Here is a 25,817-nt window from a genome sequence, read left to right on the forward strand (position 1 = left end):
ATGAAAAAGACGCTGATGCTGTTGGCGATGGTGCTTGCTCTGATCGTACTGCCATTTTTTATCGATCACGGGGGGGAATTTGGCGGCTCGGATGGTGAAGCCGAAAATCAAATTCAGGTTGTGGCGCCGCATTACACGCCGTGGTTCACGCCGCTCTATGAACCCGCCAGCGGCGAAATTGAAAGCCTGCTGTTTACGCTCCAGGGCTCCATTGGCGCAGCGGTGATTTTCTATATTTTGGGCTACACCAAAGGCAGACAGCGCCGTGATGACCGGGCTTGACAGGCTAAGCTATCAGAGCCGCTGGGCTCACGTGGCGCCGGAACGCAAGTTTCTGCTCTGGCTGGCGCTGATGACGCTGGCGTTTGCGCTGTCGCCGCTGGGGCAGGGGATCGTCCTGGCGTTGACGGCGGGACTGACCTGCTGGCTGCTGCGGATGACCTTCTGGCGCTGGTGCCGCTGGATGGCGCTGCCGTTTGGCTTTCTGCTGGTCGGCGTGCTGACGATCCTCTTTAGCGTCACCCGTGACCCGAACACGCTGGCGGCAGGCGTCCCGGTGGGGCACTACTGGTTGGGGATAACCGCGTCCGGGCTGACTGCCGCCAATGAAACCTTCTGGCGCAGCCTTGCCGCGCTGGCGGCGACCTTCTGGCTGGTCCTGAACCTGCCGTTTCCGCAGCTGATTGTGCTGCTTAAGCGGGCGCGCGTGCCGCGCCTGCTTACCGAGCAGATCCTGCTGACCTGGCGCTTTATTTTTATTCTGTTAGACGAAGCGCTGGCAATTCACCGCGCGCAGACGCTGCGTTTTGGCTATCGTAGTCTGCCAAAAGGCTATCGCTCGCTGGCGATGCTGGTTGGTTTGCTGTTTACCCGGGTGCTGATTCGCTATCAGCAGATGGCGACCACGCTGGATATTAAACTCTACCAGGGTGATTTTCCCCTGTAAGGAATCGCACCATGCTTACCACCGCCGATCTCTGGTTTCGCTATCAGGAGGCGCAGGTGCTCAAAGGGCTGACGCTGGATTTTTCGACCCATCCGGTCACCGGGCTGGTCGGAGCTAACGGCTGCGGAAAGTCGACGTTATTTATGAACCTGAGCGGCCTGCTGAAGCCGCAGCAGGGTGCGGTGCTGTGGCAGGGGAAGCCGCTGGACTACAGCAAGCGCGGACTGCTGGCGCTCCGTCAGCAGGTGGCAACGGTGTTTCAGGATCCCGATCAGCAGATCTTTTATACCGATATTGATAGCGACATCGCCTTCAGCCTGCGCAATCTGGGCGTGGCGGAACCGGAGATTGCACGGCGCGTCGACGATGCGCTGACGCTGGTTGACGCGCAGCGTTTTCGCCAGCAGCCGATCCAGTGCCTGAGCCACGGGCAAAAGAAGCGCGTCGCCATTGCCGGGGCGCTGGTGCTGGGCGCCCGCTATCTTCTGCTGGACGAGCCCACGGCCGGGCTTGATCCTTCAGGACGCACGCAGATGATCGAGATTATCAGGCGCATTGTGGCGCAGGGGAACCACGTGGTGATTTCCAGTCATGATATTGACCTGATTTACGAAGTCAGCGATGCCGTCTACGTGCTGCGTCAGGGAGAAGTGCTGGCGCACGGCGCGCCGGGTGAGGTCTTTGCCCGCGGCGAACTGATTGAACGGGCCGGATTAACGCAGCCCTGGCTCGTCAAGCTGCACGCGCAGCTTGGCCTGCCGTTATGTAAAACTGAAGATGAATTTTTCAGCCGTATGCGACAAAAAAACGTAATGAAGGAGGCCTCATGACGCAGGCAATTATGTTGCAGGGCACCGCTTCTGACGTGGGTAAAAGCGTCCTGGTGGCGGGGCTGTGCCGGATTTTTTATCAGGATGGCCTGCGTACCGCACCGTTTAAGTCGCAGAATATGGCGCTCAACTCCGGTATTACGCCGGAGGGAAAAGAGATGGGCCGCGCGCAGATTTTTCAGGCTCAGGCGGCGGGGATAACGCCGGACGTACGGATGAATCCGGTGCTGTTAAAACCGACCAGCGATCGTAAAGCGCAGGTGGTGCTGATGGGGCAGGTGGCAACCGATATGGACGCGGTCAGCTACCACGAGTACAAACCGCGCCTGCGGGAGCAGATCCGCGACGTCTATAACAGCCTGGCCGGAGAGTATGACGTGGTGGTGCTGGAAGGCGCGGGCAGCCCGGCGGAGATTAACCTGCGCGATCGCGATATCGTCAACATGGGGATGGCCGAAATGGCGCAGTGCCCGGTGATCCTCGTGGCGGACATTGACAGAGGCGGCGTGTTTGCCGCCATCTACGGCACGCTGGCGCTTTTGCACGATCGCGAGCGGGCGCGGGTGAAAGGGGTCATCATCAATAAATTTCGTGGCGATGTTGCGCTGCTTTACTCGGGTATTGAGCAGATAGAAAACCTGACCGGCGTGCCGGTGCTGGGCGTGATGCCATGGCTGGATGTGGATCTGGAAGATGAAGACGGCGTGGCGCTGCAAAAGGGAAAATACCTGCGAACGGCCCAGCGCGATATCGACATTGCCGTGGTGCAGGTACCGCATATCTCCAACTTCACCGATTTTAACGCCCTGGCGGCGCAGCCCGATGTTCGCGTGCGCTATGTCCGTTATCCCCAGGAGCTGGCGGGGGCCGATCTCGTGATTCTCCCCGGCAGTAAAAATACGCTGGGCGATCTGGCCTGGCTGCGGGAAAGCGGCATGGCGCACGCGGTGCTCCAGTCCCACCAGCAGAACGTGCCCGTCATGGGCATTTGCGGCGGCTACCAGATGCTTGGCGACACCATCATTGATGAGGTGGAGTCGGGGCTGGGAACCCAGCCGGGGCTGGGTCTGCTCCATACCGTGACCCGCTTCGCGCAGCGAAAAACCACGACGCAGGTCTCGGCGCAGATGGCGTCGGCGCTCCCGGCGTGGCTTAAGTCGGCAGCGGGCATTAAGGTGCAGGGCTACGAGATCCATATGGGAGAGACCCAACTGACATCCGACGGTAGCCCGGCGCTGTTTCTGAAAAAAGAGGGCGAGCGCATCGCGGACGGTGCCATCAGCGCTGACGGGCAGGTGATAGGGACCTATCTCCACGGGCTATTCGATAACGATGCCTTCACGCGCGCGATGGTGGACGGCTTGCGCCAGCGCAAAGGACTGGCGCCCTTAGACGTTGCGGTAGATTACGCCGCCTGGAAAGCGCAACAGTTTGATATCCTGGCGAACGCGATGAGAGAACATATTGATATTAAAAAGATCTATCAAATAATGCGGGAGCATCAGGAGGAAGGCGCATGATTTTGGTCACCGGAGGCGCGCGCAGCGGGAAAAGTGCGCACGTCGAACAGCTGGCGGCGCAGCAGTGCGAGCGCGTGCTGTATATCGCGACGTCGGTGATTACCGATGAAGAGATGGCGCTGCGCGTTGATAAGCACCGCGCCCAGCGTCCTGCGCACTGGCGAACCTGGGAAGGGTATCGCGATCTGGGCGACGTGATTCGCCACCAGGTGCAGCCGGGCGAAGGTGTGGTTCTGGAATGCGTCACCACCCTGCTGTCAAACCTGCTCTATGACGCCAGCGGCGGCGCGTCGCCGGAGACCCTCGATTTTTCCGCGCTTGAGGCGGTGCTGCAACAGCAGGTGGACGACCTGATTGCGGCCTGCCAGCAGTCGGCGGCGCCGGTTTATATTGTGACCAATGAGCTGGGCATGAGCATCACGCCAGAGAATCGGCTGGCGCGTCATTTTGTCGATATTGCCGGGCGCGCGAACCAAAGGCTGGCGCAGGCGGCGCAGGAAGTGTGGCTGGTTGTCTCGGGAATTGGAGTAAAGATTAAATGCCGTTAAAAATGTTGTGGGCGACGCTGGGATTCATTACCCGCATTCCGGTGCCGCAAAAGTGGAGCGACGGCGTTGAATTTTCGCAGTATGGCCGTGGCGTCCCCTGGTTCCCGGTAGTGGGCCTGATCGTTGGCGTGCTGGCTGCCCTGGGCTATCTGGCGGTGAGCCAGACTGGCGGGGGGATCTATATCGGTGCGGTCGCCTGGGTTCTGGCGCTGGTGCTGCTGACCGGCGGGTTTCATCTGGACGGTCTGGCGGACACCTGCGATGGCGTCTTTTCTGCCCGCACCCGCGAACGGATGCTGGAGATTATGCGCGACAGCCGGTTGGGGACCTACGGCGGTCTGGCCATCGTATTCTGCATCCTTATCAAAGTCGCTGCGGTAATTTCCCTGGCCCACCTTCCAGTTAATACCCTGTTTGCGCTGCTGGTCTGCGCGCCGATCGTCGGGCGAACGGCAATGGTGTTGGCCATGTACCGGCAGCGCTATGCGCGCGAAGGGGCTGGAATGGCAAACGCCTATCTCGGCCATATCAGCGGCAAAGAGACGGTCATCACCCTCTGCATCGGCGTGGCGCTCGTGGGGCTATTGGCCGGGGCGCACGGGCTTATCGCCAGCATCATCACCTGGATGGTCGTCAACGCGGTAAAGACCTTTTTAAGCCGCCGACTGAACGGGCTGACGGGGGATACCCTGGGCGCGATGGAGGAGATCGGTGAAATGGTCTTCCTGCTGTCGCTACTGTGGGTCTGATGTATGCGTCTTTTTCTGGTTCGTCACGGTCAAACAGCCGCTAACATCAGCGGCGTATTTTACGGGAGTACCGATCTGGCGCTCTCGCCGCAGGGCATTGCCCAAAGCCAGCGTGTTGCCGGGTACCTGTCCGGGGTCGCGTTCGGGCACGCGCGCGTCAGCGCGCTGCAGCGTTCGCAGCAAACGGCGCGGCTTATCGTGCCGGCAGCCCATGATGTCCACGTCGATGCGCGGCTTAACGAGCTGGATTTTGGCGAATGGGAAATGCGTCACTTCAGCGACATCGAAAAAGAAAGTCCCGCGTCGTGGCAGCGCTGGATGGATGACTGGCAAAACGCAACGCCAGACGGCGGCGAAGCCTTCCCGCATTTCGCCGCGCGCGTCAGGGCGGCGGCGGATGAGATGAGTCAGCTGCAGCAGCGCGAAGACATGCTCATTGTGGCGCATCAGGGCGTGTTGAGCCTGCTGCTGGCAACCTGGTTAGGGATGCCCGTGGCGGCGATGTGGCATTTCCCGTTCAGTCACGATGCCTACACGGTCGTTGAAAATCGGGGCGGGCATTGGGTGTTACGGGTATTTAATGGCAGAAGCGTTTGGCAAACAGAAGAGTGAGGGTGATGAGGATGGGGACAGTGAAGGCGCTGGCGGCGGCAATCAGACCGCTTGATAAACAGAAGATTCAGGCGGCCTCAAGGCATGTTGATGGCTTAATAAAGCCGACAAACAGCCTGGGTCGGCTGGAAAGTCTGGCAATACAGCTTTCGGGAATGTGGGGCATCGACAGGCTCGATAATCTGCAAAAAGAGATTATCGTCATGTGCGCCGACCATGGCGTGTTTGATGAAGGCGTGGCCGTGACGCCGAAAGTGGTGACCTGGCTTCAGGCCGTCAATATGCAAAAGGGGTTGACCGGAGTGTGCGTGCTGGCCCGCAATAGCCAGACGTCGGTACTGCCCGTTGACATCGGTATTGACGGTGAGCCTATCGACAATATGCTCAGCCTTAAACTCTCGCGCGGCTGCGGGAATATCGCTCAGGGGCCGGCGATGAGCCGTCAGGATGCCGAGCACCTGCTGCTGGCGAGTGCCAGCCTCGTTAAAAAACGCGTGCAGGAGGGGATCTCCGTCTTTGGCGTAGGCGAGCTGGGTATTGCCAATACGACGCCGGCCTCGGCAATCATCAGCGTGCTGACCGACAGCGATCCGCATGATGTGGTGGGGATTGGGGCCAATTTGCCGCAGGACCGGGTGCAGCATAAGGAAACCATCGTCCGGCAGGCGATACGCATAAACCAGCCGGATGCGCGCGATGCGGTTGATGTGCTGGCCAAAGTCGGCGGCTATGACCTGGTGGGCATGACCGGGGTGATATTGGGCGCTGGCGCATGCGGACTGCCCGTGGTGTTAGACGGTTTTCTCTCGTATGCCGCCGCCATCGCCGCCTGTCAGATTGCGCCAGAAGTGAAGAACTACTGTATTCCCTCTCATTTTTCCGCCGAAAAGGGGGCCAGGCGCGCGCTGGAGCACCTTGGGCTGGCGCCGTTTATCCATCTTGACATGCGTCTTGGCGAAGGGAGCGGTGCCGCGCTGGCAATGTCTATCGTCAGTGCGGCCTGCGCAATGTACTGCGAGATGGGGCAACTGGCGCAAAGCGGCATTGAGTTGCCCGTTCCGGCATGACGGAAAGGCAAAAACCCCAGCCAGGCTGGACGCCGGAAAGCGTCCAGCTTTGGGCCAGCGGTCAAGACCCCCTTAACAGGGCATTCTGGTGCAGCGGATACTGCGCCGATACTGCAGCGGTGTCTGACGCATCATCTTTTTAAAGCAGGTAATGAAATAGGTCACCTCGCTAAACCCGACTGCCAGCGCAATAGCGTCAATTGGCTCATCGCTGTACCGCAACAGCTCGCAGCTGGTTTTTATCCGCCGGGTCAGCAAATATTCGTGGATGCTACCGCCTGTCTGCTGGCGGAAAATGCGTGAGGTATAGCTGCGCGAAAGTCCCAGGTCGTGCGCTAGCTGGTCGAGCGAAAACTTGCTGGCATAGTGGGCTTCGACCCAGCTCATAATCCGCGAGGCGACGGTCTGCTGGCGCGGCGGGTAGGGCTGCGGCTGCTCGGGCAGAAACGTCATGAGCTGCATCATCAGAAAGGCCACCTCGCAGGCCTCGGTCTGCTCGCTGCCCTCCAGGCGCTGAAACTGTTCAAGGATCCTTTCGATAAACGCCGCATGCTGGCTGAGATCGTAGATTTGCGCTGGCAGATTGCTGGCGGCCAGCGCGGCGAACCGGGCCTGATGGCGTGGGAACGTGCTGAGTGCGCTTTCGACCACCGATTGCTCAATGTGCATGGTGGTGCGGTGATAGGGATTCTTATCGCTATGATCGACCTGCACTTTGTGCAAACGGAAGGGCGGGAAGATAAATAATCGCCCCGGACGGGCGGTGTAGTGCTGATTATCCACCACCACGATGCCGTAGCCGCTGGATATATAGAGCAATTCAACGCATTGATGCCAGTGGTAGTAAATCGCGCTGGTGGTGGACATGCGGTTAAAAGAAATGGCCTGCCGATCGAGCGTAATCCGTTCCAGCAGCTGCGTTTCACCCATATTACCTCCAGGTCAACAGATTTAAGTTTTTAGGCCATCATTTGTAATTTATCCCCCTCGCGTTCGACAAAATCCAGCAAAAATGAAATGGCGGTTTAATTTTGTGAGTCTGCTCACTCAGCGCCGGGAATAAAAGCAGTTACTCTTCATTCAGACGTCGCACTCGTGGCTTTAAAAAGCCTAATAACAATAACTTATCTCTACCCTCGTGTAATGCGGGAGGACCCTGTGCAACCTGAAAATATTCATCTGGATAATCCACTGACAAGCCGGGAAGAGGTGCTACGGCTGGTTAACGACATGCTGAACGCGGTGTCGCCCTGGTTTAAAAAAGACGCCAGCCGCATTGATTTAGCGAACTTTACCGCTCACTACGGCCAGCAGGTGGCGAGCATGGAAGCGTTTTCCCGCCTGCTGTGGGGCGTGACGCCGCTGTTAGCTGGCGGCAGCGAGCCGCAGCACTTCTCATTCTATTTACAGGCGATAAAAAACGGCACCGATCCGCAGCATGCCGATTACTGGGGAGACGTCGGGCCTTACGATCAGCGAATCGTCGAGATGGCGGCCTACGGGCTGCTGCTGGCGCTGGCGGGTGAAACCGTACTGGCACACTTCACTGAGACAGAGAAAGAGAATTTATGGCGCTGGCTAAAGCAGTGCGAGACCCAGAAAATCCCCGATAACAACTGGCACTTCTTTCCGATTCTGGTGCAGGTCGGCTTCCATTATTGCGGCATGCCGACCAACCCGCAGGCGCTGGAAGATCATTTTGCTGCCATGGAGCACTACTACCTCGGCGATGGCTGGTACGCCGATGGTCCGGGACGGCCGCGCGACTATTACATCTCGATGGGCTTCCATTTCTATGGCCTGATTTACGCGAAGCTCATGGCCGGGGTCGATCCACAGCGTTGCGCTACGCTGCGTCACCGGGCCGCACGTTTCTCCTCTGACTTCATCCATTTCTTTGCCGAAGACGGCGCGGCGATCCCGTTTGGCCGTAGCCTGACCTACCGCTTTGCCGAGGCGGCGTTCTGGAGTGCGGCGGCCTTCGCCGGGCTGGAGGTCTTTTCGCCCGGCGTGATGAAGGGCATCGTTCTGCGTCATCTGCGCTGGTGGCTGAAGCAGCCGATATTCGACCGCGACGGCGTACTCAGCGTCGGTTACAGCTACCCGAATCTGGCGATGGCGGAAGACTACAACGCGCCGGGTTCACCGTACTGGGGCCTGAAGACCCTGCTGGTGCTGGCATTAGATGAGGGCGATGCTTTCTGGCAGGCGGCCGAGCTGCCGCTGCCGCCGTTGCCCGCCCGGCACACGATAGCCCACGCGGATCAGGTGGTGGTGCATCAGGCCGATCACCTGTGGATGCTGACCTCCGGCCAGCTGGAGCTGAACAACTTCGTGAACACCGAAGCGAAATACTGCAAATTTGCCTATTCCACCCGCTTTGGCTTCACCATCGAACGCGGGCGCTACGACCTGAACCATGCCGCGCCCGATTCGATGCTGCTGCTGGCCGAAAAGGATAACTACTGGCGTGGCCGCCGCGAATGCCAGCACGTGGTCACCGCTGACGGCACCATTTACAGCCGCTGGCTGCCGTGGCGCGACGTGGAGATTGAGAGCTGGCTGCTGGCGCTGGGCGACTGGCAGCTACGCGTCCATCGCATCAATACCCGGCGCGCGCTGGACTGCGCGGAGGGTGGCTTTAGCCTGGCGAACCGCCCGCAGCCGCAGGTACACGAGAGTGACGGTGCCTGCTGGTTACGCAGTGCCTGGGATGTCTCAGCCATTTTCTGTCTACACCCGCACGCCCGACGCGGCGAGACGGTGGTGACGCCGCCAAACAGTAATCTGCTGTTCGCCGAGCGCGCGGCGGTGCCGGTGCTGCGCGGCGAGCTTGACCCCGGCACGCATATGTTAATCAGCGCGGTGTGGGCGGGAAATGCCGCCGACTTCGATCCGCAACGCTGCCCGCAGGCCTTCATTAGCGATGACGCGGTACGCTTCGTGACGGCACGACAAGAAACGACGCTCGTTCTGGCTCCGGAGGCATCGCTATGAGCACATCATCGTCCGTACGCGCCGCGCAGTACAAAATGAGTACCTTTATTTTCCTTTACTTCTTCACGTGGTCATCCAGCTTTGGCCTGTACGCCCTGTGGCTGAGCCAGAAAGTGGGCCTCGATAGCGTCACCATCGGCAGCGTGTTCGCCATCAACGGTGTCTTCGCGGTGGTTCTGAAGCCGGTGTACGGCTACATCATGGACAAAATAGGTATGAGCAAATGGCTGCTCTATTTTGTCTGCGCCATTTCCGCGCTGATGGCGCCGTTCTTCGCGCTGGTGTACCAGCCGCTGCTGCAAAGCCATGCGATGGCGGGGATTATCATCGGCGCGCTGTATCTGAGCCTGGGCTGGTACGCCGGCGTGGCGGCGTCTGAATCTTATGCCGACCGCTTTAGCCGCCTGTACGGGCTGGAGTTTGGCCGCATCAGAATGTGGGGTTCACTGGGCTGGGCGATGGCGGCGTCGGTCTCCGGGCTGTTGTTTAACGTCACCCCGCTGGCCAATTTTCTGCTCAGCAGCGGGACCTCGGTACTGATGCTGCTGGTGCTGATTAGCCTCAAAATCGGCGACGAGCAGCTGCGCAATAACAGCGTCATTTCCGCCAATAAGATCGTCTTCGCCGATGTGCTGATGCTGCTGAAAAACCGCAAGTTCTGGATGTTCAGCCTCTACGTCGCCGGGGTGGCGTGGATGATGTTTATCGCTGAACAGCAGTTCCCGCGCTACTTCGTGTCGTTCTTCGCCACCAAAGAGCAGGGTAATGCCTGGTACGGCTACCTGAGCACTGTCCAGTCGGGGATGGAGTTCGTGATGATGATGTTTATCCCGTGGCTGGTGAACCGCTACGGCGCCAAGCGCGGCCTGCTGTTCTGCGGCTGTGTGGTCGGAGCGCGGCTGATCGCCTCCGGGCTGACCAGCGACCCGATTGTTATCTCCATCATCAAACCGTTTTATGGCGTCGAGATCGCGCTGCTGCTCATCTCGGTCTTCAAATACATCGCGGAACATTTCCATCGTCGGGTTAACGCCACGATGTACCTGCTGGGCTACCAGGCAATGATTTACGTGGGTTCGATTGTGGTCGCTCCACCTGCCGGCTATCTGTACGACAGGATTGGCTTTGAGCATACCTATCTGCTGATGGGCTGCTGCGCCCTGGTATTTACGCTGATTTCCGCCTTTACGCTGTCGCGCTGTCAGTCGACGCGCGATGACTCACGATCCTTTGCTCCGGCTTTAGATACCGCCCCGGTTGAACCGGCCAAACATTAATTCAGGAGTTGTTATGACCAAATCTGTCATCACCGAAGCGCTGCGGCCAATCGAACTGCATCAGGTCGATCGCCTGGCACTGAGCCAGAAGCTGGAAGCGGCGTTAACCCGCGTCACGCGCAAGCTCGACAAAAATATTGTCGCCTTCGGCGATAAGTTCCCCGGTGAGGCCTGTGAGAAGGGGGTATGGCCGCGCACCGATAACGTGGAATGGACCACCAGCTTTTGGCCTGGCCAGCTGTGGCTGGCGTGGGAGATGACCGGCAAAGCGCACTATCGCGAAGCCGCCGAACGTTATTTACCGTCGTTCGCCCGGCGTATTGAGCAGCGCATCGACACCGCCACGCACGATCTCGGGTTCCTCTATTCGCTCTCCTGCATCAGCGCCTGGCGGCTCACCGGCAACGAAGCCGCTCGTCAGTCGGCGCTGCTGGCTGCCAATCGCCTGATGGAGCGCTTTAACCCGACGGCCAACATTATTCAGGCGTGGGGTGATTTAAACGACCCTGAGCAGCAGGGAAGAATGATCATCGACTGCAATATGAACCTGCCGCTGCTGTACTGGGCCAGCGAACAGACCGGGGATCCGCGCTATGCGCAGGCGGCGACGGCTCATGCCGCACAGGCCGCGGCCTATATCGTGCGTGAAGATGCCTCCACGTATCACACCTACTATATGGATGTGCAGACGGGTGAGCCGCGCTTTGGCAACACCCATCAGGGCTACAGCGATACCTCGTGCTGGTCGCGCGGCCAGGCATGGGGTATTTACGGTTTTCTGCTCAGCTATCAGCACACCGGCGATAAGCAGATGGTTGAGCTGTCGCGCAGCCTGGCGCATTACTTCCTCAACCGTCTGCCGGAAGATGATGTTTGCCACTGGGATCTGGCGCTGCTCGGTACCGACGCCGTGCGCGACAGTTCAGCGGCGGCAATTGCCGCCTGTGGCCTGCTGGAGCTGGTTAAGGCGCTGCCGACGCTCGACGCAAACCGTGCATATTATGAAGAGATGGCGCTGCGTATCGCGCTGTCGCTGACCGATAACTACCTTGCTCATAACGACGATCCGACCGAAGGGCTACTGCAGCACTCGGTTTATCATATGGGCAGCGGTAAGGGGGTCGATCAGTGCTGTAGCTGGGGGGACTATTTCTATCTTGAGCTGCTGGCGCGGCTGCGACAGATTTGGCACCCGTACTGGTAACCCTGAAGCAATGGAGAGCAAAATGAAAAGCGTAGCCGTGCTATTAGCCCCCGGTTTTGAAGAGGGGGAAGCGATCGTCACTATCGATATCCTGCGCCGCCTGAATATTACGGTGCAGACGATTGCCTGCGGCGAGCGTCGCGAAGTGGTGAGCTATCACGCCATCTCAATGGTTGCGGACAGCACCCTGAAGGCCAGCTTTGATCGGACCTTTGACGCCGTGGTGTTACCGGGCGGCCCGCAAGGCAGCGTTAACCTGGCGAAAAGCGCGGAGGCCATTGCTTTCGTCCGCCGCCACGATGAAGCGGGCAAATATATCTGCCCGATTTGCTCCGCCGCTGCCCGCGTGCTGGGCGGCAATGGAGTGCTGAAGGGACGTCGTTATGTCTGCTCCGGCGATCTGTGGAAAACCGTCAGCGATGGCATCTACGTCGATGCCGACGTGGTGGAAGACGGCAATCTGCTGAGCGGCCGTGGGCTGGGTAAAGTATTTGATTTCGCCTTTACCCTGGCGGCGCGATTGCAGGGCGATGACGCGTTGTCGCGCGAGCAGGCCAGCCATATTGTTTATGCGTGGCAGGATAGCGAGCCCGTTTACGGTCTGGCAAAGTGCGATTTGTAAGTTTCGCCCGGCGGCGCTACGCTTGCACGGGCCTACAATGAATAGTGCAATATATTGATATTGTTACGGATTGTAGGCCGGGTAAGCGCAGCGCCACCGGGCAAGAAAGCGTGTGCAGACGGTTTACAGCCCGATCACCAGCTCCCCGGAATGGCTCCGCGAACAGCACAGTGCCACCTGCTGGTCCGTTGCGCTTTTTTCCGCCTCCGACTGCACGCTATCCCGGTGCTCCACCACGCCGTCAATTACCGGCGTCAGGCAGGCTCCGCAGATCCCCATTTCGCAGGACAGCGGAACGTCCACGCCATTTTCCTGCAGCACCTGGGCAATGGTTTTGTCCGCTGGCACCGGCCAGCGCTCCCCGGTGGAGGCCAGCTTGACCGTAAAGATCTCACCCGCGATACCGCTTGTGGCAGGGGCGGCGGGCTGAAACGCCTCGCTGTGAAGATGGGCGTCATCCCATCCCTTCGCCTTGGCGACTTCACGCACTTTTTCCATAAACCCCGCAGGTCCGCAGACCCAGGCTCGCAAACCCGCTTCAGGCATGGGGAGATGCTCTGCCAGCGCTGTGCGCGGGCTGATGGTATGAATGATGCACTCACCGCACTGCGAAAGTTCGCGCGCAAACGCTGCGCTTTCGCGCTTCCTGACGTAATAGTGCAACGAAAACGACGTGCCGGCGGCCTTCAGCTGCAGGGCCATCGCATACAGCGGCGTAATGCCAATCCCCGCCGCCAGCAATAAAACCCGTTCTGCCTGAACCAGCGGAAACAGATTGCGCGGGGCTGAAATTAGCAGCTTCTGCCCCGGACGCAGTGTTTCGTGAACGTAGCGCGATCCGCCGCGCGAGGCGGTTTCCCGCCCCACGCAGATAAGATAGCTCCCTTCCTCACAGGCCCCGGTCAGGGAATACTGGCGTACCACGCCGCAGGGCAGGTGGACATCAATGTGCGCGCCGGGCTGCCACGGCGGCAGCGCTTCGCCGTCTTCAGCCACCAGCCTGACGGCGAGGCTTTTGTCGCCCTCGCGCCACAGCCCGTCAACAATTACGCTCAGCATAGCGGCCTCCGTCATACCAGGAAAAATTCGCCAAAGCCCATCTTCTTCAGTCCCCGACGGTAGGCAATTGAGCTTTTATCGGCGGGAATATGGGCTTCCAGGGTGAGGTCCAGCGGCAGGCTTTCCGGGCGCTGGGTTTCGACCATCAGACGGTCCTCTTCAAAAATGCGCAGATTGAAGGCGTGCACATCCTCCACCGGAATATGCAGGTCAAAATTACGGGCGATAGGGGCGAACATGCGGGTCACGCGCGATGACACCGGCGATGCGGCGTTCATAATGACCAGTCTCGACTCTCCCGGAAAATGAATGGTCAGGGTGGCGGTAAACGGCAGATGCATTTCAAAATGTCGAAGCCACTGGAAGCCTTCTGGCGCCTGAACGGGGGAACTGGCGGGATAGTTGCTCACGGAGCTCCAGTAATCCGCCACGAAGCCGAACGGCGTCTCCTGCGGCTGATAGGCGGGCACAAGCTGATTATTGGGATCGGCAAAAGTATCGGTGTGGATCCACGCAAAGTGCGCCACGTCCAGAAACCCCTCCACCTGTCGCCCGGCGAAGCCATTCACCTCAAACGCCGGGCAGTTGATCTGCTGAAAACCTGCGTCATTCCAGTGCGGCATGGTGGGCAGCGGCACAGGATTTTCCGGATCAAAGGCCAGGCAGGTCCAGATAAGCCCGAACCGCTCCTCCACGGCGTAGTTAATCAGGTTGAGCTTCGCCGGAACGGACTGGTCGGGGCTGGAGGGAATGCGGTTGCAGCGCCCGTCCTCTCCAAAGCGGAGGCCGTGGTAGGGGCAGACGATCCCGTGCTCGTCGTGATAGCCGAGCGTCAGCGGCACGCCGCGGTGCGGGCAAACGTCACGGGCGACCACGACCTGGTCGTTTATGCGGTAAATCACCAGCTGTTCATCCAGCAACGTCGCCTTGAACGGCGCCGGACCGACGTCGCAGGCGCGCGCGACCGGATGCCAGCATTTCGCCAGACGCAGCCAGTCCTCTGGCTCAAACGTGCAGTGGGCGGGTGGAGTCGGTTCTCTTTTCATCGTTGTCCCTCTTACGTTTAGCCTAACGGGCCGCCCTGAATGGTCTCGCACAGACCGTTGATGATGCGCTCTCCGGTCTCCTCGCGAAGCTCCTGATACCAGGCCTGCGTCAACGCCATGTCTTTGCCGTGGGTGACGTCGCAGCGCTTACGCGCCTTCAGCACCAGGTCACGCACCCGGTCGCAGCGCAGCGCCTCGTACTGCCGCAGCGCCAGCGTGATGTTGTGGTTTTCACGCAGGCATTCCCCCAGCACTACCGCATCTTCCATGGCCGCACAGCCGCCCTGGCCGATATCCGGCGTGGTGCTGTGAGCGGCATCGCCGAGCAGCGCGACGTTGCCGCGCACCAGGCTGTCGAATGGCTCGATGTCGTGGATCTCAATGCGATTGGTGGTGTCAGGATCCAGCGCCGCGATAAGCGTCTGCACAGGCGGCGCCCAGCCGCGGAAGTAGCCCGTGAGGTCTGCGCGCAGGGTGGTGCGATCCTCCGTCAGGCCCGCAGGGAGCGGCACGTCAAAAAAGAAGTAAAAGCGTCCGCCGGAGACGGGCATCAGCGACACGCGCTTGCCTTCGCCAACGAAGGTGGTCCACTGGTGCGCCGGGGCGATCTCTTCGTCAATCTTCACCAGCCCGTTCCAGTTCACGTAGCCGGCGTAGCGGCGCTCCGGGGTGTACCCCAGCACATACGGGCGAACCGCCGAGTGGCTGCCGTCGGCGGCAATCAGGAAATCGCCGGATGCCGTGGTGCCGTCGGTGAAGGTCACGCTCACGCCCGAGTCGTATTCATTTACGCGTTCGACGCGCTTGCCGAACTGCACTTTGTCGCGCCCCCAGAAGTCCAGCATTTCGCGCTGAAGCTCAGCGCGCGAGACGGGGCAGGGACGCCCGCCGGTACGCTCAACCAGCGGAGCAAGGCTAAAGCGGGTCAGGGTATCGCCGCGCCGGTAATCCTTATAGGCCATAAAACGCATCGGTCCGCCGTAGGTCTCGATGATGTCGCCCATGCCGAGGTGCTGCATGCATTTCACGCCGTTAGGCCAGATGGAGATGGCCGCCCCGACGGGCCTGATCTCCTTTACGGCTTCAAATACGGTACAGTCGATGCCCGCTTTTTTCAGCGCGACGGCGGCGCTCAGGCCGCCAATACCCGCACCAATAACGATTGCTCTCATGCTTCTCTCCTTTTGCAGGGTGTAAAGACGTTCAGCAATTTGCGTACCAGGCTGCAGAGTGGCGAAAACGGCGTTGTGAGTGAGAGGTTTGCACTGCTAAGGTGCGCAAACGCGGTGAGCGTGCCTTTTTTTGAATCAAAAATTTCCTGGTCAGCCATCCGGAATCGACTGTTTCACGTCTGCCTCAAGAGTGGCGTGGTTTGTGCAATAAGCAGGAGGATAATCAAGGAGAACCTATGATCGCACTGCACGATTTCAATCAGCTGCCTGAGAAAGACGCTCTTACGCTGCTTCAGCCCTGCGTGGCGATACCCGGCTGGGCCGACGCGTTGGTTGACGGACGGCCTTATTCGAGCCGGGAAGCCTTGTTCATTGCGGCGCAGGCCCTGGCGCAACGCTGGGATGAAGCAGCATTAACGCAAGCATTGAGCGCCCATCCGCGCATCGGGGAAAAGCCCGCGGGCGCGCGGGCGGAGGCGGCGCTGTCGCGGCAGGAGCAGGGAGCGGTGAACGATCGCGATGCCGCCCTTGCGCAGGCGCTGCGTGAAGGAAATGCTCGCTACGAGGCCCGCTTCGGACGCGTCTTTCTGATCCGCGCGAAGGGCCGCAGCGGCGAGGAGATATTACAGGCCCTGCACGCGCGGCTGGAAAACAGCGATGCGCAGGAAATCCGTGCCGCGCTGGAACAGCTGCGGGAAATTACGCTGCTACGGCTGGAAGGAGTCATTAGCGAATGAGCACACTCAGCACCCATATTCTTGATATTTCGACGGGCAAACCCGCAGAAGGCGTAACGGTTCATCTGCAACAGGACGGGAAGACGCTGGCCACGGGGGTGACCAACGCCCAGGGGCGCATCGCCGCGTTCGTTCCCTCTCTGCCCGCGGGCCGCTACCAACTGGTGGCGGAGATCGGCGCGTGGTCTCGCGAAACCGGTCGCGACACGCTCTACCCCTGTGCGCAAATTGATTTTGTGACGGGAGAAACGGCAGACGAGCATTTCCATCTGCCGTTTGTGATTGCCCCCGGCGGGTGGTCAACCTACCGGGGCAGTTGACCATACCCGCTCGCCGTTGACCCAGGTCTCGCTGATGTTGCGCTCGTCGCCGAGGGTCATCAGCACAAAGAGCTGCTCGTAGATATCCTGACAGCGGCGATTGCGCAGGCGCTGCAGCGGCGTTACGTCAGGATCGATAACCACGAAATCCGCCTCTTTGCCGGGCGTGAAGTTGCCAATCTTATCGTCCAGCCGGAGAGCGTGCGCGCCGCCCAGCGTGGCGTGATAAAAGGCCTCGCTGGCGCGCAGGCGGTAGCTCTGAAGCTGGCCCACCTTGTAGGCTTCCCCCAGGGTGCGCAGCATGCTGAAGGTCGTGCCCGCCCCGACGTCGGTGCCGATGCCCATCCGCACCCTGTGCTGCCAGCAGGCGGGCAGGCGAAACAGCCCGCTGCCGAGAAACAGGTTCGAGGTGGGGCAAAACGCCACCGCCGAGCCGGTGTCATGCAGGCACTGCCACTCGCTGTGGTGAAGGTGAATCGCGTGGGCAAACACGCTGCGCTCGCCGGTCAGGCCGTAGTGGTGATACACGTCCAGATAGCGCTCGTGCTCCGGCCAGAGGTCGCTTACCCAGGCCACTTCGTTGGGGTTCTCGCTCAGGTGGGTCTGCAGCCAGGTATCCGGAAACTCCTCTCTGAGCAGGCTGACCGCCGCAAGCAGCTCGGGGGATGAGGTCGGGGCAAAGCGCGGCGTAATGGCGTAGCCCAGGCGTCCACGGTGATGCCAGCGCTGGATCAGCGCCCGCGTCTGTCGGTAGCTCTGCTTCGCGTCTTCGCTCAGGTAGTCCGGCGTGTGTCTGTCCATCATCACCTTTCCGGCGATAAGGCGCATGTTCAGGCGCAGGGCCTCGGTAAACAGCGCCTCGACCGATTCCGGATGCAGCGTGCAAAATACCAGTGCGGTGGTGGTGCCGTTGCTCACCAGCTGGTTTATGAAAAATTCGGCGATCTCTTTCGCGTAGGCTTCATCGGAAAACTGGCTCTCCACCGGGAAGGTGTAGGTGGTCAGCCACTCCAGCAGCTGTTCGCCAAAGGCGCCGATCATCTCCGTTTGCGGATAGTGGACGTGGGTGTCAATAAAACCGGGCAGCAGCAGCCTGCCGCGCAGGTCGGTATAGCCTATGTGCGGGTCAAGATACTGCTCGCCCTCCTGCCACGGCATCTGTGCCAGAATTTTTCCATTCTGGATAAACAGCAGTCCGTCCTCAAGGTAGCGCGCGTGCTCGGCAATGGCGTCTGCGCTGTCGCAGACCCGGGCAATATCAAAAAATGCACCGCGTATCGCAGTCTGGTATTCCATCATGGTTCCTGCCTTCGTGTTTGCGTAGCGGGGGTAAGAAGGCTCAGCAAGAACGGTGCCAGAATGAACGGGCCGCAGATAAGCTGCGGCCAGAGGGAAGGGATTACTCTTTTTGCGTCGCCACGCGGGAGCTGAACGACGTCGCGCCTGCCGTCTCGCGCTCTTCCCGCGCCAGCCAGCGGTAGGTGACGCCGCCGAGGAAGACGCCGATGAACCAGCTGAAGTTCGCCACCTCATGCAGGGCCGGAATAAAGCTAATCACCAGACCCACGGCAACGGACGGGATCAGCGCGCCAATGGCTTTCGGGTTAAAGCCGTTGCGGTACCAGTATTTACCCTTTGGCGTGTCGTCGAACAGATCGTCGACCGACACCTTGCCGCGCTTAATCAGGTAGAAGTCGGCAATCAGAATGCCGAACAGCGGGCCGATAAATGCCCCGAGCACGTCCAGGGTGTAGTGGATAAGCTCCGGCGAGTTGAACAGGTTCCACGGAGTGAGCAGGATCGAGCCGACGGCGGCAATCATGCCTCCGGTGCGGAAGCTGATTTTCTGCGGCGAGCAGTTAGAGAAATCAAACGCCGGGGAGACGAAGTTCGCGACGATGTTGATCCCGATGGTGGCGGTGATCATCGTCAGCAGGCCAATCGCCACGGCCAGATCGTTGCCCACGCGGCTGACGGTTTCGATCGGATCGGTGATCATGCGGCCAAACAGCGACTGGGTGCCGGAGACAATCACCACGGTGACGATGGAGAACAGCAGGAAGTTAAACGGCAGCCCCCAGCGGTTGCCGCGGCGGATCTCGCCCATGCTTTTGCCGTAGCGGGAGAAATCGCCAAAGTTGAGCAGCGGGCCGGAGAAGTAAGAAACCACCAGCGCGGTGGCAGTGATCATCTGCCAGGTCTGCTCGCCCGCGCTCAGGGATTTGCTGGCGAGGGTGAAGGAGATCCCGTCAAAGCCGGTCTTGTATACAATCCAGCCTGCGAGGGCCAGCATCACCACATACACCGCCGGACCGGCGATATCAATAAAGCGCTTGATGGCGCTCATGCCGTGCCAGAAGACCATCGCCTGCAGGACCCACATAATGGCAAAGCAGATCCAGCCCAGATGCGACAGGCCCAGGAATGCGCCAGTAGTGAGTGAAGAGAGCGACGGCCAGAACTTCAGCGCCACCAGCATCAGCGCGTTGGCGGCGAGATAGGTCTGAATCCCGTACCACGCAAAGGCGATAAGCCCGCGGATCACCGCCGGAATATTGGCCCCGAAGACGCCAAACGCCTGACGGCTGATCACCGCGTAGGGCACGCCTGCCATCTGGCTCGGTTTGGCCACCAGGTTGGCGCACAGCTGCACGATGCAAATCCCCACCAGCAGGCAGAGTAGCACCTGCCAGCTTGCCAGCCCGAGCGTAAAGAAGCTCGCGGCGACAACATAACCCCCCATGCTGTGAACGTCCGACATCCAGAACGAAAAGATGTTGTACCAGCTCCAGTTCTGGTCACGCGTCGGTGCCAGATCCTCATTGCAAAGACGTGGGCTGTAAACCGCACCGGAATCAGCGGCCGTACCCTGCTGCGCGTTTTGACTGTTTGGCATGAAACCTGCTCCTGTGAATGAAAACCCGTTGAGTGGGAGTGCAAACGGTGTTGCAGGATCCAGGCCAAAATAATAAATCTTGTATGCAATATTTTATTTTTATGTATACGATTCGATAACGGAAAGTAAAATTCGGAGTGGTAAATGAACAACATAAACGCCCTGCAGACCGCGCCAGACCTGCATGACAAAGACGAATCGATCTTTCAGGCGCTGATGACCGCAATTGTCGAACACCAGCTGCTGCCGGGGAGCAAACTGCCGGAAGAGGCGCTGGCCGAGGTCTTTGGCGTGAGCCGCACGGGCATCCGCAAGGTGCTTCAACGACTCGCCGCTGTGCAAATGGTCACCCTGACGCCCAAGCGTGGTGCACACGTCGCCAGCCCGACGGTGGAAGAGGCGAGGCACATCTTCCGCACCCGCGCCCTGCTGGAGGTCGCCAACCTGTCGGACGTGCTGGCGCACTGCCAGCCGCCGCATCTTGCCGCGCTGGAGACCATTATTCGCCAGGAACAGCAGGCGCACGAGGCCTATGACGGTCCGGCGGCGATTCGCCACTCCGCCAATTTCCACATTCAGCTGCAGGCCATCTCCGGCAACCAGGTGATCACTGAGATGGTGACCGGCCTGAGCCAGCGCTCGTCGCTGGTGATCGCCACCTGGGGCGCGCCGTGGCGTCAGGGCTGCCGCTGCAACGATCACGAACAGCTGGTGGATCTGCTGCGCCAGAAAGCGCTTGAGCCATTAAGCGATGCCCTAATGCACCATTTTGAACATATTGTCGCCAGCCTCTGCTTCGAGCGGGCGGGCGAGTGCCTGCCTGATTTTGCCCGGCTGTTTGCCGGCCACAAGGAGTCGTAATGTCTGTCTGTATACAAGTGATCAACCCCAACACCAGCCTCGCGATGACGGAAACCATCGGCGCGGCGGCCCGCGCGGTGGCGGCACCCGGGACGGAGATCCTCGCGGTCTGCCCGAGCGCGGGCGTGCCGTCTATAGAAGGCCACTTTGATGAGGCCATCGCCGCCGTTGGTGTCCTGGAACAGATCAAAAAAGGCAGGGAGCAGGGCGTGGACGGTCACGTGATCGCCTGCTTTGGCGATCCGGGCCTGCTGGCGGCGCGCGAGCTGGCGCAGGGGCCGGTTATCGGCATCGCCGAAGCCGCTATGCATATGGCGACGCTGGTCGCGACGCGCTTTTCGGTGGTCACCACGCTGCCGCGCACGCTGATTATTGCCCGTCATCTGCTGTACCAGTATGGCTTTCAGGACCATTGCGCGGCGCTGCATGCCATCGACCTTCCGGTACTGGCGCTGGAAGACGGCAGTGGTCTGGCGCAGGAAAAAGTGCGCGCGCGCTGTATACAGGCGCTGAAAGAGGACGGCTGCGGCGCCATCGTGCTGGGTTGCGGCGGCATGGCGACCCTGGCGCAGGAGCTGACCCGCGAGCTGCGCGTGCCGGTGATCGACGGCGTCAGCGCGGCGGTGAAGATGGTGGAATCGCTGGTGGCGCTGGGGCTGTCGACCAGCAAGCACGGGGATCTGGCGTTCCCGGAGAACAAACCGTTAAGCGGGCATTTTCAGGCATTGAATTCATTTTAATTTTTGGGGGTGGCAATGGGGCTTTTCGAACAGGATTATCCGCGGGATCTGCGCGGCTACACGGGAAACCCGCCGCACGCGCGGTGGCCGAATCAGGCGCGCATCGCCGTGCAGTTTGTGCTCAATTACGAAGAAGGGGCGGAAAACCACGTTCTGCACGGCGATGCCGGGTCCGAGCAGTTCCTGTCGGACATCATCGGCGCGGCCAGCTATCCGGACAGACACATGTCGATGGACTCCCTCTACGAATACGGCAGCCGCGCCGGGTTCTGGCGGATCCACAATGAATTTCAGAAACGCGGCCTGCCGCTGACGGTCTTCGGCGTGGCGATGGCGCTGGCGCGTCACCCGGAGATCGTCGAGGCAATCAAGGCGGCGGATTACGACGTGGTCAGCCACGGCTGGCGCTGGATCCACTATCAGCACATGGATATCCAACAGGAGCGCGAACACCTGCGCAAAGCGGTACAGGTGCTGACCGACCTGTTCGGCAAGCCGCCGACGGGCTGGTACACCGGGCGCGACAGTCCCAACACCCGCCAGCTGGTGGTGGAGCACGGCGGCTTCGACTACGACAGCGACTACTACGGCGACGATTTGCCCTTCTGGACGGAAGTGGCCTGCGGCGACGGCGCCCGCAAACCGCACCTGATTGTGCCCTATACGCTGGATGCGAACGACATGCGCTTCGCGACCGCGCAGGGGTTTAACACCGCCGAGCAGTTTTATACGTATCTGAAGGACAGTTTTGACGTGCTGTACGAAGAGGGGGAAAGCGCCCCGAAGATGATGTCCATCGGCATGCACTGCCGCCTGCTGGGGCGACCGGGGCGTTTTCGCGCGCTGCAGCGGTTCCTGGATTATGTGCAGCAGCACGAGCGGGTGTGGGTCTGTACCCGCCAGCAGATTGCCGACCACTGGCGGGAGGTGCATCCGTTTCAGAAGTAAGTGTGCGATGTTTCGCCGGGTGGCGGCTGCGCCTTACCCGGCCTACGACATCAAACTCACCTGCGCCGCCACGATCCGCCACCCATAGGCAAACCGTACCCACGTCTGCTGCTGGCGGCCAATGCGTTCCGTGCTCTCCCGTGTAAACTCGGTGCTGCACACGGCATAATCCTCTCCGAAGGTGGTGATGACGGTGTGGCGCAGCGTCCGCTGCAGCCCGGCGGCGGGGCGCGCCGCACGAAAGGCGCGGATTTCATCAATCCCGTACAGGTTTTCACCCGCCCCCAGCCGCACCGTGTTTTTGTCGTGCCAGAACAGCTCGTCCAGCACCGCAACGTTGTTGCTGACCAGCGCGTCTTCATAGCGGTAAAACGCGGCGGTCACCTCGGCAACCACCCACGGGAGGTTAATATCATCGTGATTCATCATGCTGCTATCTCCGCCGGACGGGCATCGGTGATGCCGCTCTCCTCCAGAACCCGCGCGACGCGCAGGCAGGCCTGCTCGTTAAACGGCGCGGCAATCAGCTGCAGGCCGATAGGCGCACCCTGCGCGGTACGCAGCGGAACGGTGGTCACGGGCAGGCCCAAAAACGAAATTGGCTGAGTCAGCATCCCCATGCTGGCGCGAATGGGCAGCAGCTGACCGTTAATTTCCATGGTCTGCTCGCCCGCCAGCGTGGCGCTGCGCGGGGTGGCCGGGGCGATCAGCACGTCGGCCTGCGCGAACAGGGTTTTAAACGCCTGCCGGGCGTGTGCGCGGAACCGCTGGGCCTGAATATACCAGGCGGAGGGGATCATCGCCCCGGCCAGCAGGCGTTCGCGGGAGTGCGGCTCAAAGCGCTCGGGCTCGCGGCGAAGCGCGGGCAGGTACTGGTTTCCCCCTTCCGAGGCGCTGATGATAAACGCCGCAGAGCGCGCCAGCTCGGCGTCCGGGAACTGCAGCTCATCCTGCACATCGAGCGCCTTCGCCACCCGCGCCACGGCGTCTCTGGCGTCCGTGTCGCACCAGGTGGTGAAGTAGCCGCCGAGCACCGCGCAGCGCAGGCCGTCAAGCCCGCGATCGAGCAGGGGGCGCGTCTGCTCGCGGGAGCTCTCTGCCTGAAAACCGTCGCTGCTGTCCCGCCCCTGCAGCGCGTCGTACACGGACGCCAGGTCGCACACGCGGCGGGCAAAGGGGCCGATATGATCCAGGCTTGCGACAAACGGATGGCTGCCGGATCGCGACAGGCGGCCAAAGGTGGGCTTCAGGCCATAGATGCCGCACAGGGAGGCCGGAACGCGAATTGAGCCGTTGGTGTCGGTGCCGAGCGAGAAGTGCACCAGCCCGGCGGCCACGGCGGCGGCCGAGCCGCCGGACGACCCGCCCGCAATGCGCGCCAGGTCGTGCGGGTTACGCGTCGTGCCGTAGTGGCTGTTTTCGGTGGTAAAGCCGTAGGCGTAGGCGTCCATATTCACCATCCCGGTCAGCAGCCCGCCCGCGCTGCGCAGCTGGCGCACCGCGAAACTGTCAGCGGCAGCAGCAGGGCGCTGGCTGAACAGCTCGGCCCCGGCGAGAGTGGTGTGGCCGGCAACGTCGAACAGGTTTTTCACCGCGTAGGGCACGCCCGCCAGCGGCGGCAGAGGGCGCTTCTCGCGGCGCAGAGTGTCGATGTTCTCGGCTTCGGCGAGCATGCGTTCTTCGGTCACGGCGGTCCAGGCATTGATCTGTGGGTTCACGCGCGCAATCGCCTCCAGCGTCTGGCGGGCAATCTCACGAGCGCTCAGCTCTCCCGCGTTCAGCGCCTGCTGGATCGCGCCGATACTCATCTCGTGTAGCCTCATGCTTTATACACTCCTGCGATCTCCAGACGGCCGTCGAGCGGCAGCGCCATCAGCGGAGCGGCCATGCTGGCAATGCGGCTGAACTGCAGCTGCAGCTCGGCGCGGCGGGCATCGTCCAGCTCAACGCCGAGCACGGTTTCCATTTGCGCCAGATAGGCCTGCCAGTCGGGTTGTGGTGTCGTCATTTTTTTCTCCTCAGAATCCGGCTGTCGCGCCGTTGCTGCGCGGGTCAAATGCCCCTTCGAACAGCCCGTTGGGGTGGCGAACAATGGCGCCCGCGTGGCCCATGGCTTCACTAAAGTCAGGAAAAAGCTCCACCTCGTGACCGAGGGCCTGCAGGCGCGCGACCGTCTCGGGTGAAAAACGCCCTTCAAGCTTTAAGGTGTCCGAGGTTTGTCCCCAGGTACGTCCCAGCAGCCAGCGCGGGCGGGTGATGCTCTCCTGCAGGGGGACGCCCTGAACAACGTAGCGTGTAAAGAGCGCGGCCTGGGTTTGCGGCTGCCCGTCGCCGCCCATCGATCCGTAGACCATCACGCGACCGTCCTTCAGACGCGCCGCCGCCGGGTTCAGGGTGTGGAAAGGCTGTTTGCCCGGCGCGAGGGCCAGAAGATGGGCGGGATCGAGACTGAACGATGCGCCCCGGTTCTGCCAGACGATGCCGGTATCGGGCAGCACCACGCCGCTGCCGAACTCGTGATAGATGCTCTGGATAAACGACACGGCGAGCCCGCTTTTATCCATTACCCCCATCCACACCGTATCGCCGGGACCTTTGCCGGCTCCCCACGGCGCGGCGCGGCCGTCGTCAACCCTGTCGGCAAGCGCCTGCAGAGCGGCGGGATCCAGCAGACCCTGAATATCGGTTTTCAGCGCGCGCGGGTCGGTGATGTGGGCATCCCTCAGGCCAAAGGCCAGCTTGGTGGCTTCAACAATGCGGTGAAGGGTTTCGGCGTCGTCGGCCTCCGCCATGTTCAGGCGGTCGGTGATGCCGAGTATCGCCAGCGAGACCAGTCCTTGCGTCGGCGGGGCGTGGTTAAAGATCTCCCCCTGCTGATGCTGCAGCTTCAGCGGCGCGGTGCGTCGGGCGGCGTGAGCGTTGAGATCGGCCAGCGTCACGGGGAGATCCAGCGTCTCCATGCCGCGCGCCAGGACTTCCGCCAGCGGGCCGCGATAAAAGCTGTCCAGGCCGTCCTCCACCAGGCGCGTGAGGGTCGTGGCCATGGCGGGCTGATAAAAACGGCTCCCGACCTGCGGCGGCTTGCCGTCCACCAGCCAGGTTTCCGCGAAGCCGGGAACGTCCTTCAGCTCGTTGAATTTACTGGCCGTGGCGTGGGCCTGAGAGGCTGTGACCGGCGTGCCGTTCTGCGCATAGTCAATGGCGTCGGCCAGCAGGCGAGCCAGCGGCAGCGCCCTGTCGGTCATCTCGCGCGAGACCTTCAGCGCCTCGTCCCATCCGCTCACCGTGCCAGCGACGGTTAGCGCCGCACGGGGGCCGCGATGGGGGATCTGCGTGAGCCCGTCGTAGGCAGCCAGCGTCGCGCGCGATCCCGCCGCGCCGCTGGCATCAATGGCGACAGGTTCGCCTTCCGGGGGCACGATAAGCCAGAAGCCATCGCCGCCCAGCCCGTTCATATGTGGATAAACCACGGCAATGGTGGCCGCCGCCGCGACCATCGCTTCAATGGCGCTGCCGCCTTCGCGCAGCACGGCCAGCGCGCTCTGGCTGGCGAGGTGGTGGGGCGCAACCGCCATACCGTGTGTGGAGACATTACTTTGCATGAGGAGTCCTCGTAACCCTGAAGGTCACAAGGTGCTGCAAAAGCTGTTCCAGTTCTGAAAGAAA

26 protein-coding genes and 1 pseudogene are annotated in these 25,817 nt (G+C 61.0%); 17 read left to right on the top strand and 10 right to left on the bottom strand.

Annotated elements, in window-relative coordinates:
* From P349_RS21655 to cobT, 8 genes are read left to right on the top strand one after another with little or no spacing between them, the layout of a single operon-like run.
* Complete coding sequence (locus tag P349_RS21655) at nucleotides 1-282, top strand: energy-coupling factor ABC transporter substrate-binding protein (RefSeq protein ID WP_024908226.1); 282 nt, start codon at nucleotides 1-3, stop codon at nucleotides 280-282.
* Nucleotides 269-946 carry an energy-coupling factor ABC transporter transmembrane protein gene (locus P349_RS21650; protein ID WP_032649046.1) on the top strand — a complete coding sequence of 226 codons (678 nt, stop codon included), beginning with the start codon at nucleotides 269-271 and terminating at the stop codon, nucleotides 944-946. The genes P349_RS21655 and P349_RS21650 overlap by 14 nt, the downstream gene beginning before the upstream one ends.
* Nucleotides 947-957: 11 nt before the next feature.
* Nucleotides 958-1,776, top strand: a complete 819-nt coding sequence (locus P349_RS21645; RefSeq protein WP_032649044.1) for an energy-coupling factor ABC transporter ATP-binding protein — start codon at nucleotides 958-960, stop codon at nucleotides 1,774-1,776.
* Nucleotides 1,773-3,296 carry a cobyric acid synthase gene (locus tag P349_RS21640; protein ID WP_032649043.1) on the top strand — a complete coding sequence of 508 codons (1,524 nt, stop codon included), beginning with the start codon at nucleotides 1,773-1,775 and terminating at the stop codon, nucleotides 3,294-3,296. The genes P349_RS21645 and P349_RS21640 overlap by 4 nt, the downstream gene beginning before the upstream one ends.
* On the top strand, nucleotides 3,293-3,844 hold the full coding sequence (gene cobU / locus P349_RS21635; RefSeq protein ID WP_024908230.1) for a bifunctional adenosylcobinamide kinase/adenosylcobinamide-phosphate guanylyltransferase: 552 nt from the start codon (nucleotides 3,293-3,295) through the stop codon (nucleotides 3,842-3,844). Before P349_RS21640 ends, cobU begins: the two co-directional genes overlap by 4 nt.
* On the top strand, nucleotides 3,835-4,593 hold the full coding sequence (gene cobS / locus P349_RS21630; protein WP_032649040.1) for an adenosylcobinamide-GDP ribazoletransferase: 759 nt from the start codon (nucleotides 3,835-3,837) through the stop codon (nucleotides 4,591-4,593). Before cobU ends, cobS begins: the two co-directional genes overlap by 10 nt.
* A gap of 3 nt (nucleotides 4,594-4,596) precedes the next feature.
* On the top strand, nucleotides 4,597-5,205 hold the full coding sequence (cobC, locus tag P349_RS21625) for an alpha-ribazole phosphatase (RefSeq protein WP_032649037.1): 609 nt from the start codon (nucleotides 4,597-4,599) through the stop codon (nucleotides 5,203-5,205).
* 11 nt (nucleotides 5,206-5,216) lie between these two features.
* Entirely contained in the window at nucleotides 5,217-6,272 is a 1,056-nt protein-coding gene (gene cobT, locus P349_RS21620; protein WP_032649035.1) for a nicotinate-nucleotide--dimethylbenzimidazole phosphoribosyltransferase, read from the top strand.
* Between the two features lie 72 nt (nucleotides 6,273-6,344).
* Here the strand turns inward: cobT and P349_RS21615 are convergent, their stop codons facing one another.
* A complete protein-coding gene (locus P349_RS21615; protein ID WP_032649033.1) occupies nucleotides 6,345-7,202 on the bottom strand; it encodes an AraC family transcriptional regulator in 858 nt (285 codons plus the stop codon).
* A gap of 228 nt (nucleotides 7,203-7,430) precedes the next feature.
* Between P349_RS21615 and P349_RS21610 the strand changes: the two genes are divergently transcribed.
* Genes P349_RS21610 through P349_RS21595 form a run of 4 tightly spaced genes read left to right on the top strand, consistent with a single transcriptional unit; the run spans nucleotide 7,431 to nucleotide 12,372 of the window.
* On the top strand, nucleotides 7,431-9,269 hold the full coding sequence (locus tag P349_RS21610) for a DUF2264 domain-containing protein (RefSeq protein WP_032649031.1): 1,839 nt from the start codon (nucleotides 7,431-7,433) through the stop codon (nucleotides 9,267-9,269).
* Complete coding sequence (locus P349_RS21605) at nucleotides 9,266-10,546, top strand: oligosaccharide MFS transporter (protein ID WP_024908236.1); 1,281 nt, start codon at nucleotides 9,266-9,268, stop codon at nucleotides 10,544-10,546. The genes P349_RS21610 and P349_RS21605 overlap by 4 nt, the downstream gene beginning before the upstream one ends.
* 13 nt (nucleotides 10,547-10,559) lie before the next feature.
* The gene (locus P349_RS21600; protein WP_032649029.1) at nucleotides 10,560-11,750 is read left to right on the top strand and encodes a glycoside hydrolase family 88 protein; all 1,191 of its coding nucleotides are present in this window, start codon (nucleotides 10,560-10,562) and stop codon (nucleotides 11,748-11,750) included.
* 22 nt (nucleotides 11,751-11,772) lie between these two features.
* Nucleotides 11,773-12,372, top strand: coding sequence for a DJ-1/PfpI family protein (locus P349_RS21595; RefSeq protein ID WP_032649026.1), 600 nt, complete (start codon nucleotides 11,773-11,775; stop codon nucleotides 12,370-12,372).
* A gap of 123 nt (nucleotides 12,373-12,495) precedes the next feature.
* On the opposite strand, the gene P349_RS21590 is transcribed toward P349_RS21595, so the two are convergent.
* The 3 genes from P349_RS21590 to hpxO are packed head-to-tail and all read right to left on the bottom strand — an operon-like array spanning nucleotide 12,496 to nucleotide 15,649.
* Nucleotides 12,496-13,431: a PDR/VanB family oxidoreductase gene (locus tag P349_RS21590; RefSeq protein ID WP_032649025.1), complete on the bottom strand. Its 936-nt coding sequence runs from the start codon at nucleotides 13,429-13,431 to the stop codon at nucleotides 12,496-12,498.
* An 11-nt stretch (nucleotides 13,432-13,442) separates the two neighbouring features.
* On the bottom strand, nucleotides 13,443-14,477 hold the full coding sequence (gene hpxD, locus P349_RS21585) for a molybdenum cofactor-independent xanthine hydroxylase subunit HpxD (protein WP_032649022.1): 1,035 nt from the start codon (nucleotides 14,475-14,477) through the stop codon (nucleotides 13,443-13,445).
* A 17-nt stretch (nucleotides 14,478-14,494) separates the two neighbouring features.
* A complete protein-coding gene (hpxO, locus tag P349_RS21580; protein ID WP_032649020.1) occupies nucleotides 14,495-15,649 on the bottom strand; it encodes an FAD-dependent urate hydroxylase HpxO in 1,155 nt (384 codons plus the stop codon).
* 236 nt (nucleotides 15,650-15,885) lie between these two features.
* On the opposite strand from hpxO, the gene uraD reads away from it, so the two are divergent.
* Together uraD and uraH are read left to right on the top strand one after the other, a co-directional pair.
* Nucleotides 15,886-16,386 carry a 2-oxo-4-hydroxy-4-carboxy-5-ureidoimidazoline decarboxylase gene (gene uraD / locus P349_RS21575; protein ID WP_032649018.1) on the top strand — a complete coding sequence of 167 codons (501 nt, stop codon included), beginning with the start codon at nucleotides 15,886-15,888 and terminating at the stop codon, nucleotides 16,384-16,386.
* Nucleotides 16,383-16,706, top strand: coding sequence for a hydroxyisourate hydrolase (uraH, locus tag P349_RS21570; protein ID WP_032649017.1), 324 nt, complete (start codon nucleotides 16,383-16,385; stop codon nucleotides 16,704-16,706). Before uraD ends, uraH begins: the two co-directional genes overlap by 4 nt.
* Here uraH and guaD read toward each other — a convergent pair.
* Together guaD and P349_RS21560 are read right to left on the bottom strand one after the other, a co-directional pair.
* Nucleotides 16,686-18,002, bottom strand: a complete 1,317-nt coding sequence (gene guaD, locus P349_RS21565) for a guanine deaminase (protein ID WP_032649015.1) — start codon at nucleotides 18,000-18,002, stop codon at nucleotides 16,686-16,688. The two genes, uraH and guaD, sit on opposite strands and share 21 nt — an antisense overlap.
* Before the next feature lie 103 nt (nucleotides 18,003-18,105).
* Nucleotides 18,106-19,602 carry an NCS1 family nucleobase:cation symporter-1 gene (locus P349_RS21560; RefSeq protein ID WP_032649014.1) on the bottom strand — a complete coding sequence of 499 codons (1,497 nt, stop codon included), beginning with the start codon at nucleotides 19,600-19,602 and terminating at the stop codon, nucleotides 18,106-18,108.
* 144 nt (nucleotides 19,603-19,746) lie between these two features.
* On the opposite strand from P349_RS21560, the gene P349_RS21555 reads away from it, so the two are divergent.
* From P349_RS21555 to puuE, 3 genes and pseudogenes are all read left to right on the top strand, one after another.
* Complete coding sequence (locus tag P349_RS21555; RefSeq protein ID WP_032649012.1) at nucleotides 19,747-20,463, top strand: GntR family transcriptional regulator; 717 nt, start codon at nucleotides 19,747-19,749, stop codon at nucleotides 20,461-20,463.
* Nucleotides 20,463-21,331 (top strand): annotated as a pseudogene (locus tag P349_RS21550) (aspartate/glutamate racemase family protein); the annotation flags it as partial. The gene P349_RS21555 and the pseudogene P349_RS21550, both read left to right, overlap by 1 nt.
* A complete protein-coding gene (gene puuE / locus P349_RS21545; RefSeq protein ID WP_032649008.1) occupies nucleotides 21,219-22,151 on the top strand; it encodes an allantoinase PuuE in 933 nt (310 codons plus the stop codon). The pseudogene P349_RS21550 and the gene puuE, both read left to right, overlap by 113 nt.
* A 42-nt stretch (nucleotides 22,152-22,193) precedes the next feature.
* On the opposite strand, the gene hpxZ is transcribed toward puuE, so the two are convergent.
* From hpxZ to hpxW, 4 genes are read right to left on the bottom strand one after another with little or no spacing between them, the layout of a single operon-like run.
* A complete protein-coding gene (gene hpxZ / locus P349_RS21540; protein WP_032649007.1) occupies nucleotides 22,194-22,580 on the bottom strand; it encodes an oxalurate catabolism protein HpxZ in 387 nt (128 codons plus the stop codon).
* Nucleotides 22,577-23,974 carry an AtzE family amidohydrolase gene (locus tag P349_RS21535; RefSeq protein WP_032649005.1) on the bottom strand — a complete coding sequence of 466 codons (1,398 nt, stop codon included), beginning with the start codon at nucleotides 23,972-23,974 and terminating at the stop codon, nucleotides 22,577-22,579. Before P349_RS21535 ends, hpxZ begins: the two co-directional genes overlap by 4 nt.
* A complete protein-coding gene (gene hpxX, locus P349_RS21530; RefSeq protein ID WP_032649004.1) occupies nucleotides 23,971-24,159 on the bottom strand; it encodes an oxalurate catabolism protein HpxX in 189 nt (62 codons plus the stop codon). The genes P349_RS21535 and hpxX overlap by 4 nt, the downstream gene beginning before the upstream one ends.
* Before the next feature lie 10 nt (nucleotides 24,160-24,169).
* Nucleotides 24,170-25,753 (bottom strand): oxamate amidohydrolase, encoded by a 1,584-nt coding sequence (hpxW, locus tag P349_RS21525; RefSeq protein ID WP_032649002.1) that lies wholly within the window; start codon nucleotides 25,751-25,753, stop codon nucleotides 24,170-24,172.
* Nucleotides 25,754-25,817 lie beyond the last annotated feature (64 nt).

Origin of the sequence: Enterobacter sp. DC4, from assembly GCF_000568095.1 — a bacterium.
In the GTDB taxonomy this organism is placed as follows: domain Bacteria; phylum Pseudomonadota; class Gammaproteobacteria; order Enterobacterales; family Enterobacteriaceae; genus Enterobacter; species Enterobacter pseudoroggenkampii.

Excerpts from the sequence above, each read along its gene's own strand:
- P349_RS21655 (WP_024908226.1), top strand. The coding sequence starts at position 1 with ATGAAAAAGACGCTGATGCTGTTGGCGATGGTGCTTGCTCTGATCGTA.
- P349_RS21650 (WP_032649046.1), top strand. The coding sequence starts at position 269 with ATGACCGGGCTTGACAGGCTAAGCTATCAGAGCCGCTGGGCTCACGTG.
- P349_RS21645 (WP_032649044.1), top strand. The coding sequence starts at position 958 with ATGCTTACCACCGCCGATCTCTGGTTTCGCTATCAGGAGGCGCAGGTG.
- P349_RS21640 (WP_032649043.1), top strand. The coding sequence starts at position 1,773 with ATGACGCAGGCAATTATGTTGCAGGGCACCGCTTCTGACGTGGGTAAA.
- cobU (WP_024908230.1), top strand. The coding sequence starts at position 3,293 with ATGATTTTGGTCACCGGAGGCGCGCGCAGCGGGAAAAGTGCGCACGTC.
- cobS (WP_032649040.1), top strand. The coding sequence starts at position 3,835 with ATGCCGTTAAAAATGTTGTGGGCGACGCTGGGATTCATTACCCGCATT.
- cobC (WP_032649037.1), top strand. The coding sequence starts at position 4,597 with ATGCGTCTTTTTCTGGTTCGTCACGGTCAAACAGCCGCTAACATCAGC.
- cobT (WP_032649035.1), top strand. The coding sequence starts at position 5,217 with ATGGGGACAGTGAAGGCGCTGGCGGCGGCAATCAGACCGCTTGATAAA.
- P349_RS21615 (WP_032649033.1), bottom strand. The coding sequence starts at position 7,202 with ATGGGTGAAACGCAGCTGCTGGAACGGATTACGCTCGATCGGCAGGCC.
- P349_RS21605 (WP_024908236.1), top strand. The coding sequence starts at position 9,266 with ATGAGCACATCATCGTCCGTACGCGCCGCGCAGTACAAAATGAGTACC.
- P349_RS21600 (WP_032649029.1), top strand. The coding sequence starts at position 10,560 with ATGACCAAATCTGTCATCACCGAAGCGCTGCGGCCAATCGAACTGCAT.
- P349_RS21595 (WP_032649026.1), top strand. The coding sequence starts at position 11,773 with ATGAAAAGCGTAGCCGTGCTATTAGCCCCCGGTTTTGAAGAGGGGGAA.
- P349_RS21590 (WP_032649025.1), bottom strand. The coding sequence starts at position 13,431 with ATGCTGAGCGTAATTGTTGACGGGCTGTGGCGCGAGGGCGACAAAAGC.
- hpxD (WP_032649022.1), bottom strand. The coding sequence starts at position 14,477 with ATGAAAAGAGAACCGACTCCACCCGCCCACTGCACGTTTGAGCCAGAG.
- hpxO (WP_032649020.1), bottom strand. The coding sequence starts at position 15,649 with ATGAGAGCAATCGTTATTGGTGCGGGTATTGGCGGCCTGAGCGCCGCC.
- uraD (WP_032649018.1), top strand. The coding sequence starts at position 15,886 with ATGATCGCACTGCACGATTTCAATCAGCTGCCTGAGAAAGACGCTCTT.
- uraH (WP_032649017.1), top strand. The coding sequence starts at position 16,383 with ATGAGCACACTCAGCACCCATATTCTTGATATTTCGACGGGCAAACCC.
- guaD (WP_032649015.1), bottom strand. The coding sequence starts at position 18,002 with ATGGAATACCAGACTGCGATACGCGGTGCATTTTTTGATATTGCCCGG.
- P349_RS21560 (WP_032649014.1), bottom strand. The coding sequence starts at position 19,602 with ATGCCAAACAGTCAAAACGCGCAGCAGGGTACGGCCGCTGATTCCGGT.
- P349_RS21555 (WP_032649012.1), top strand. The coding sequence starts at position 19,747 with ATGAACAACATAAACGCCCTGCAGACCGCGCCAGACCTGCATGACAAA.
- puuE (WP_032649008.1), top strand. The coding sequence starts at position 21,219 with ATGGGGCTTTTCGAACAGGATTATCCGCGGGATCTGCGCGGCTACACG.
- hpxZ (WP_032649007.1), bottom strand. The coding sequence starts at position 22,580 with ATGATGAATCACGATGATATTAACCTCCCGTGGGTGGTTGCCGAGGTG.
- P349_RS21535 (WP_032649005.1), bottom strand. The coding sequence starts at position 23,974 with ATGAGGCTACACGAGATGAGTATCGGCGCGATCCAGCAGGCGCTGAAC.
- hpxX (WP_032649004.1), bottom strand. The coding sequence starts at position 24,159 with ATGACGACACCACAACCCGACTGGCAGGCCTATCTGGCGCAAATGGAA.
- hpxW (WP_032649002.1), bottom strand. The coding sequence starts at position 25,753 with ATGCAAAGTAATGTCTCCACACACGGTATGGCGGTTGCGCCCCACCAC.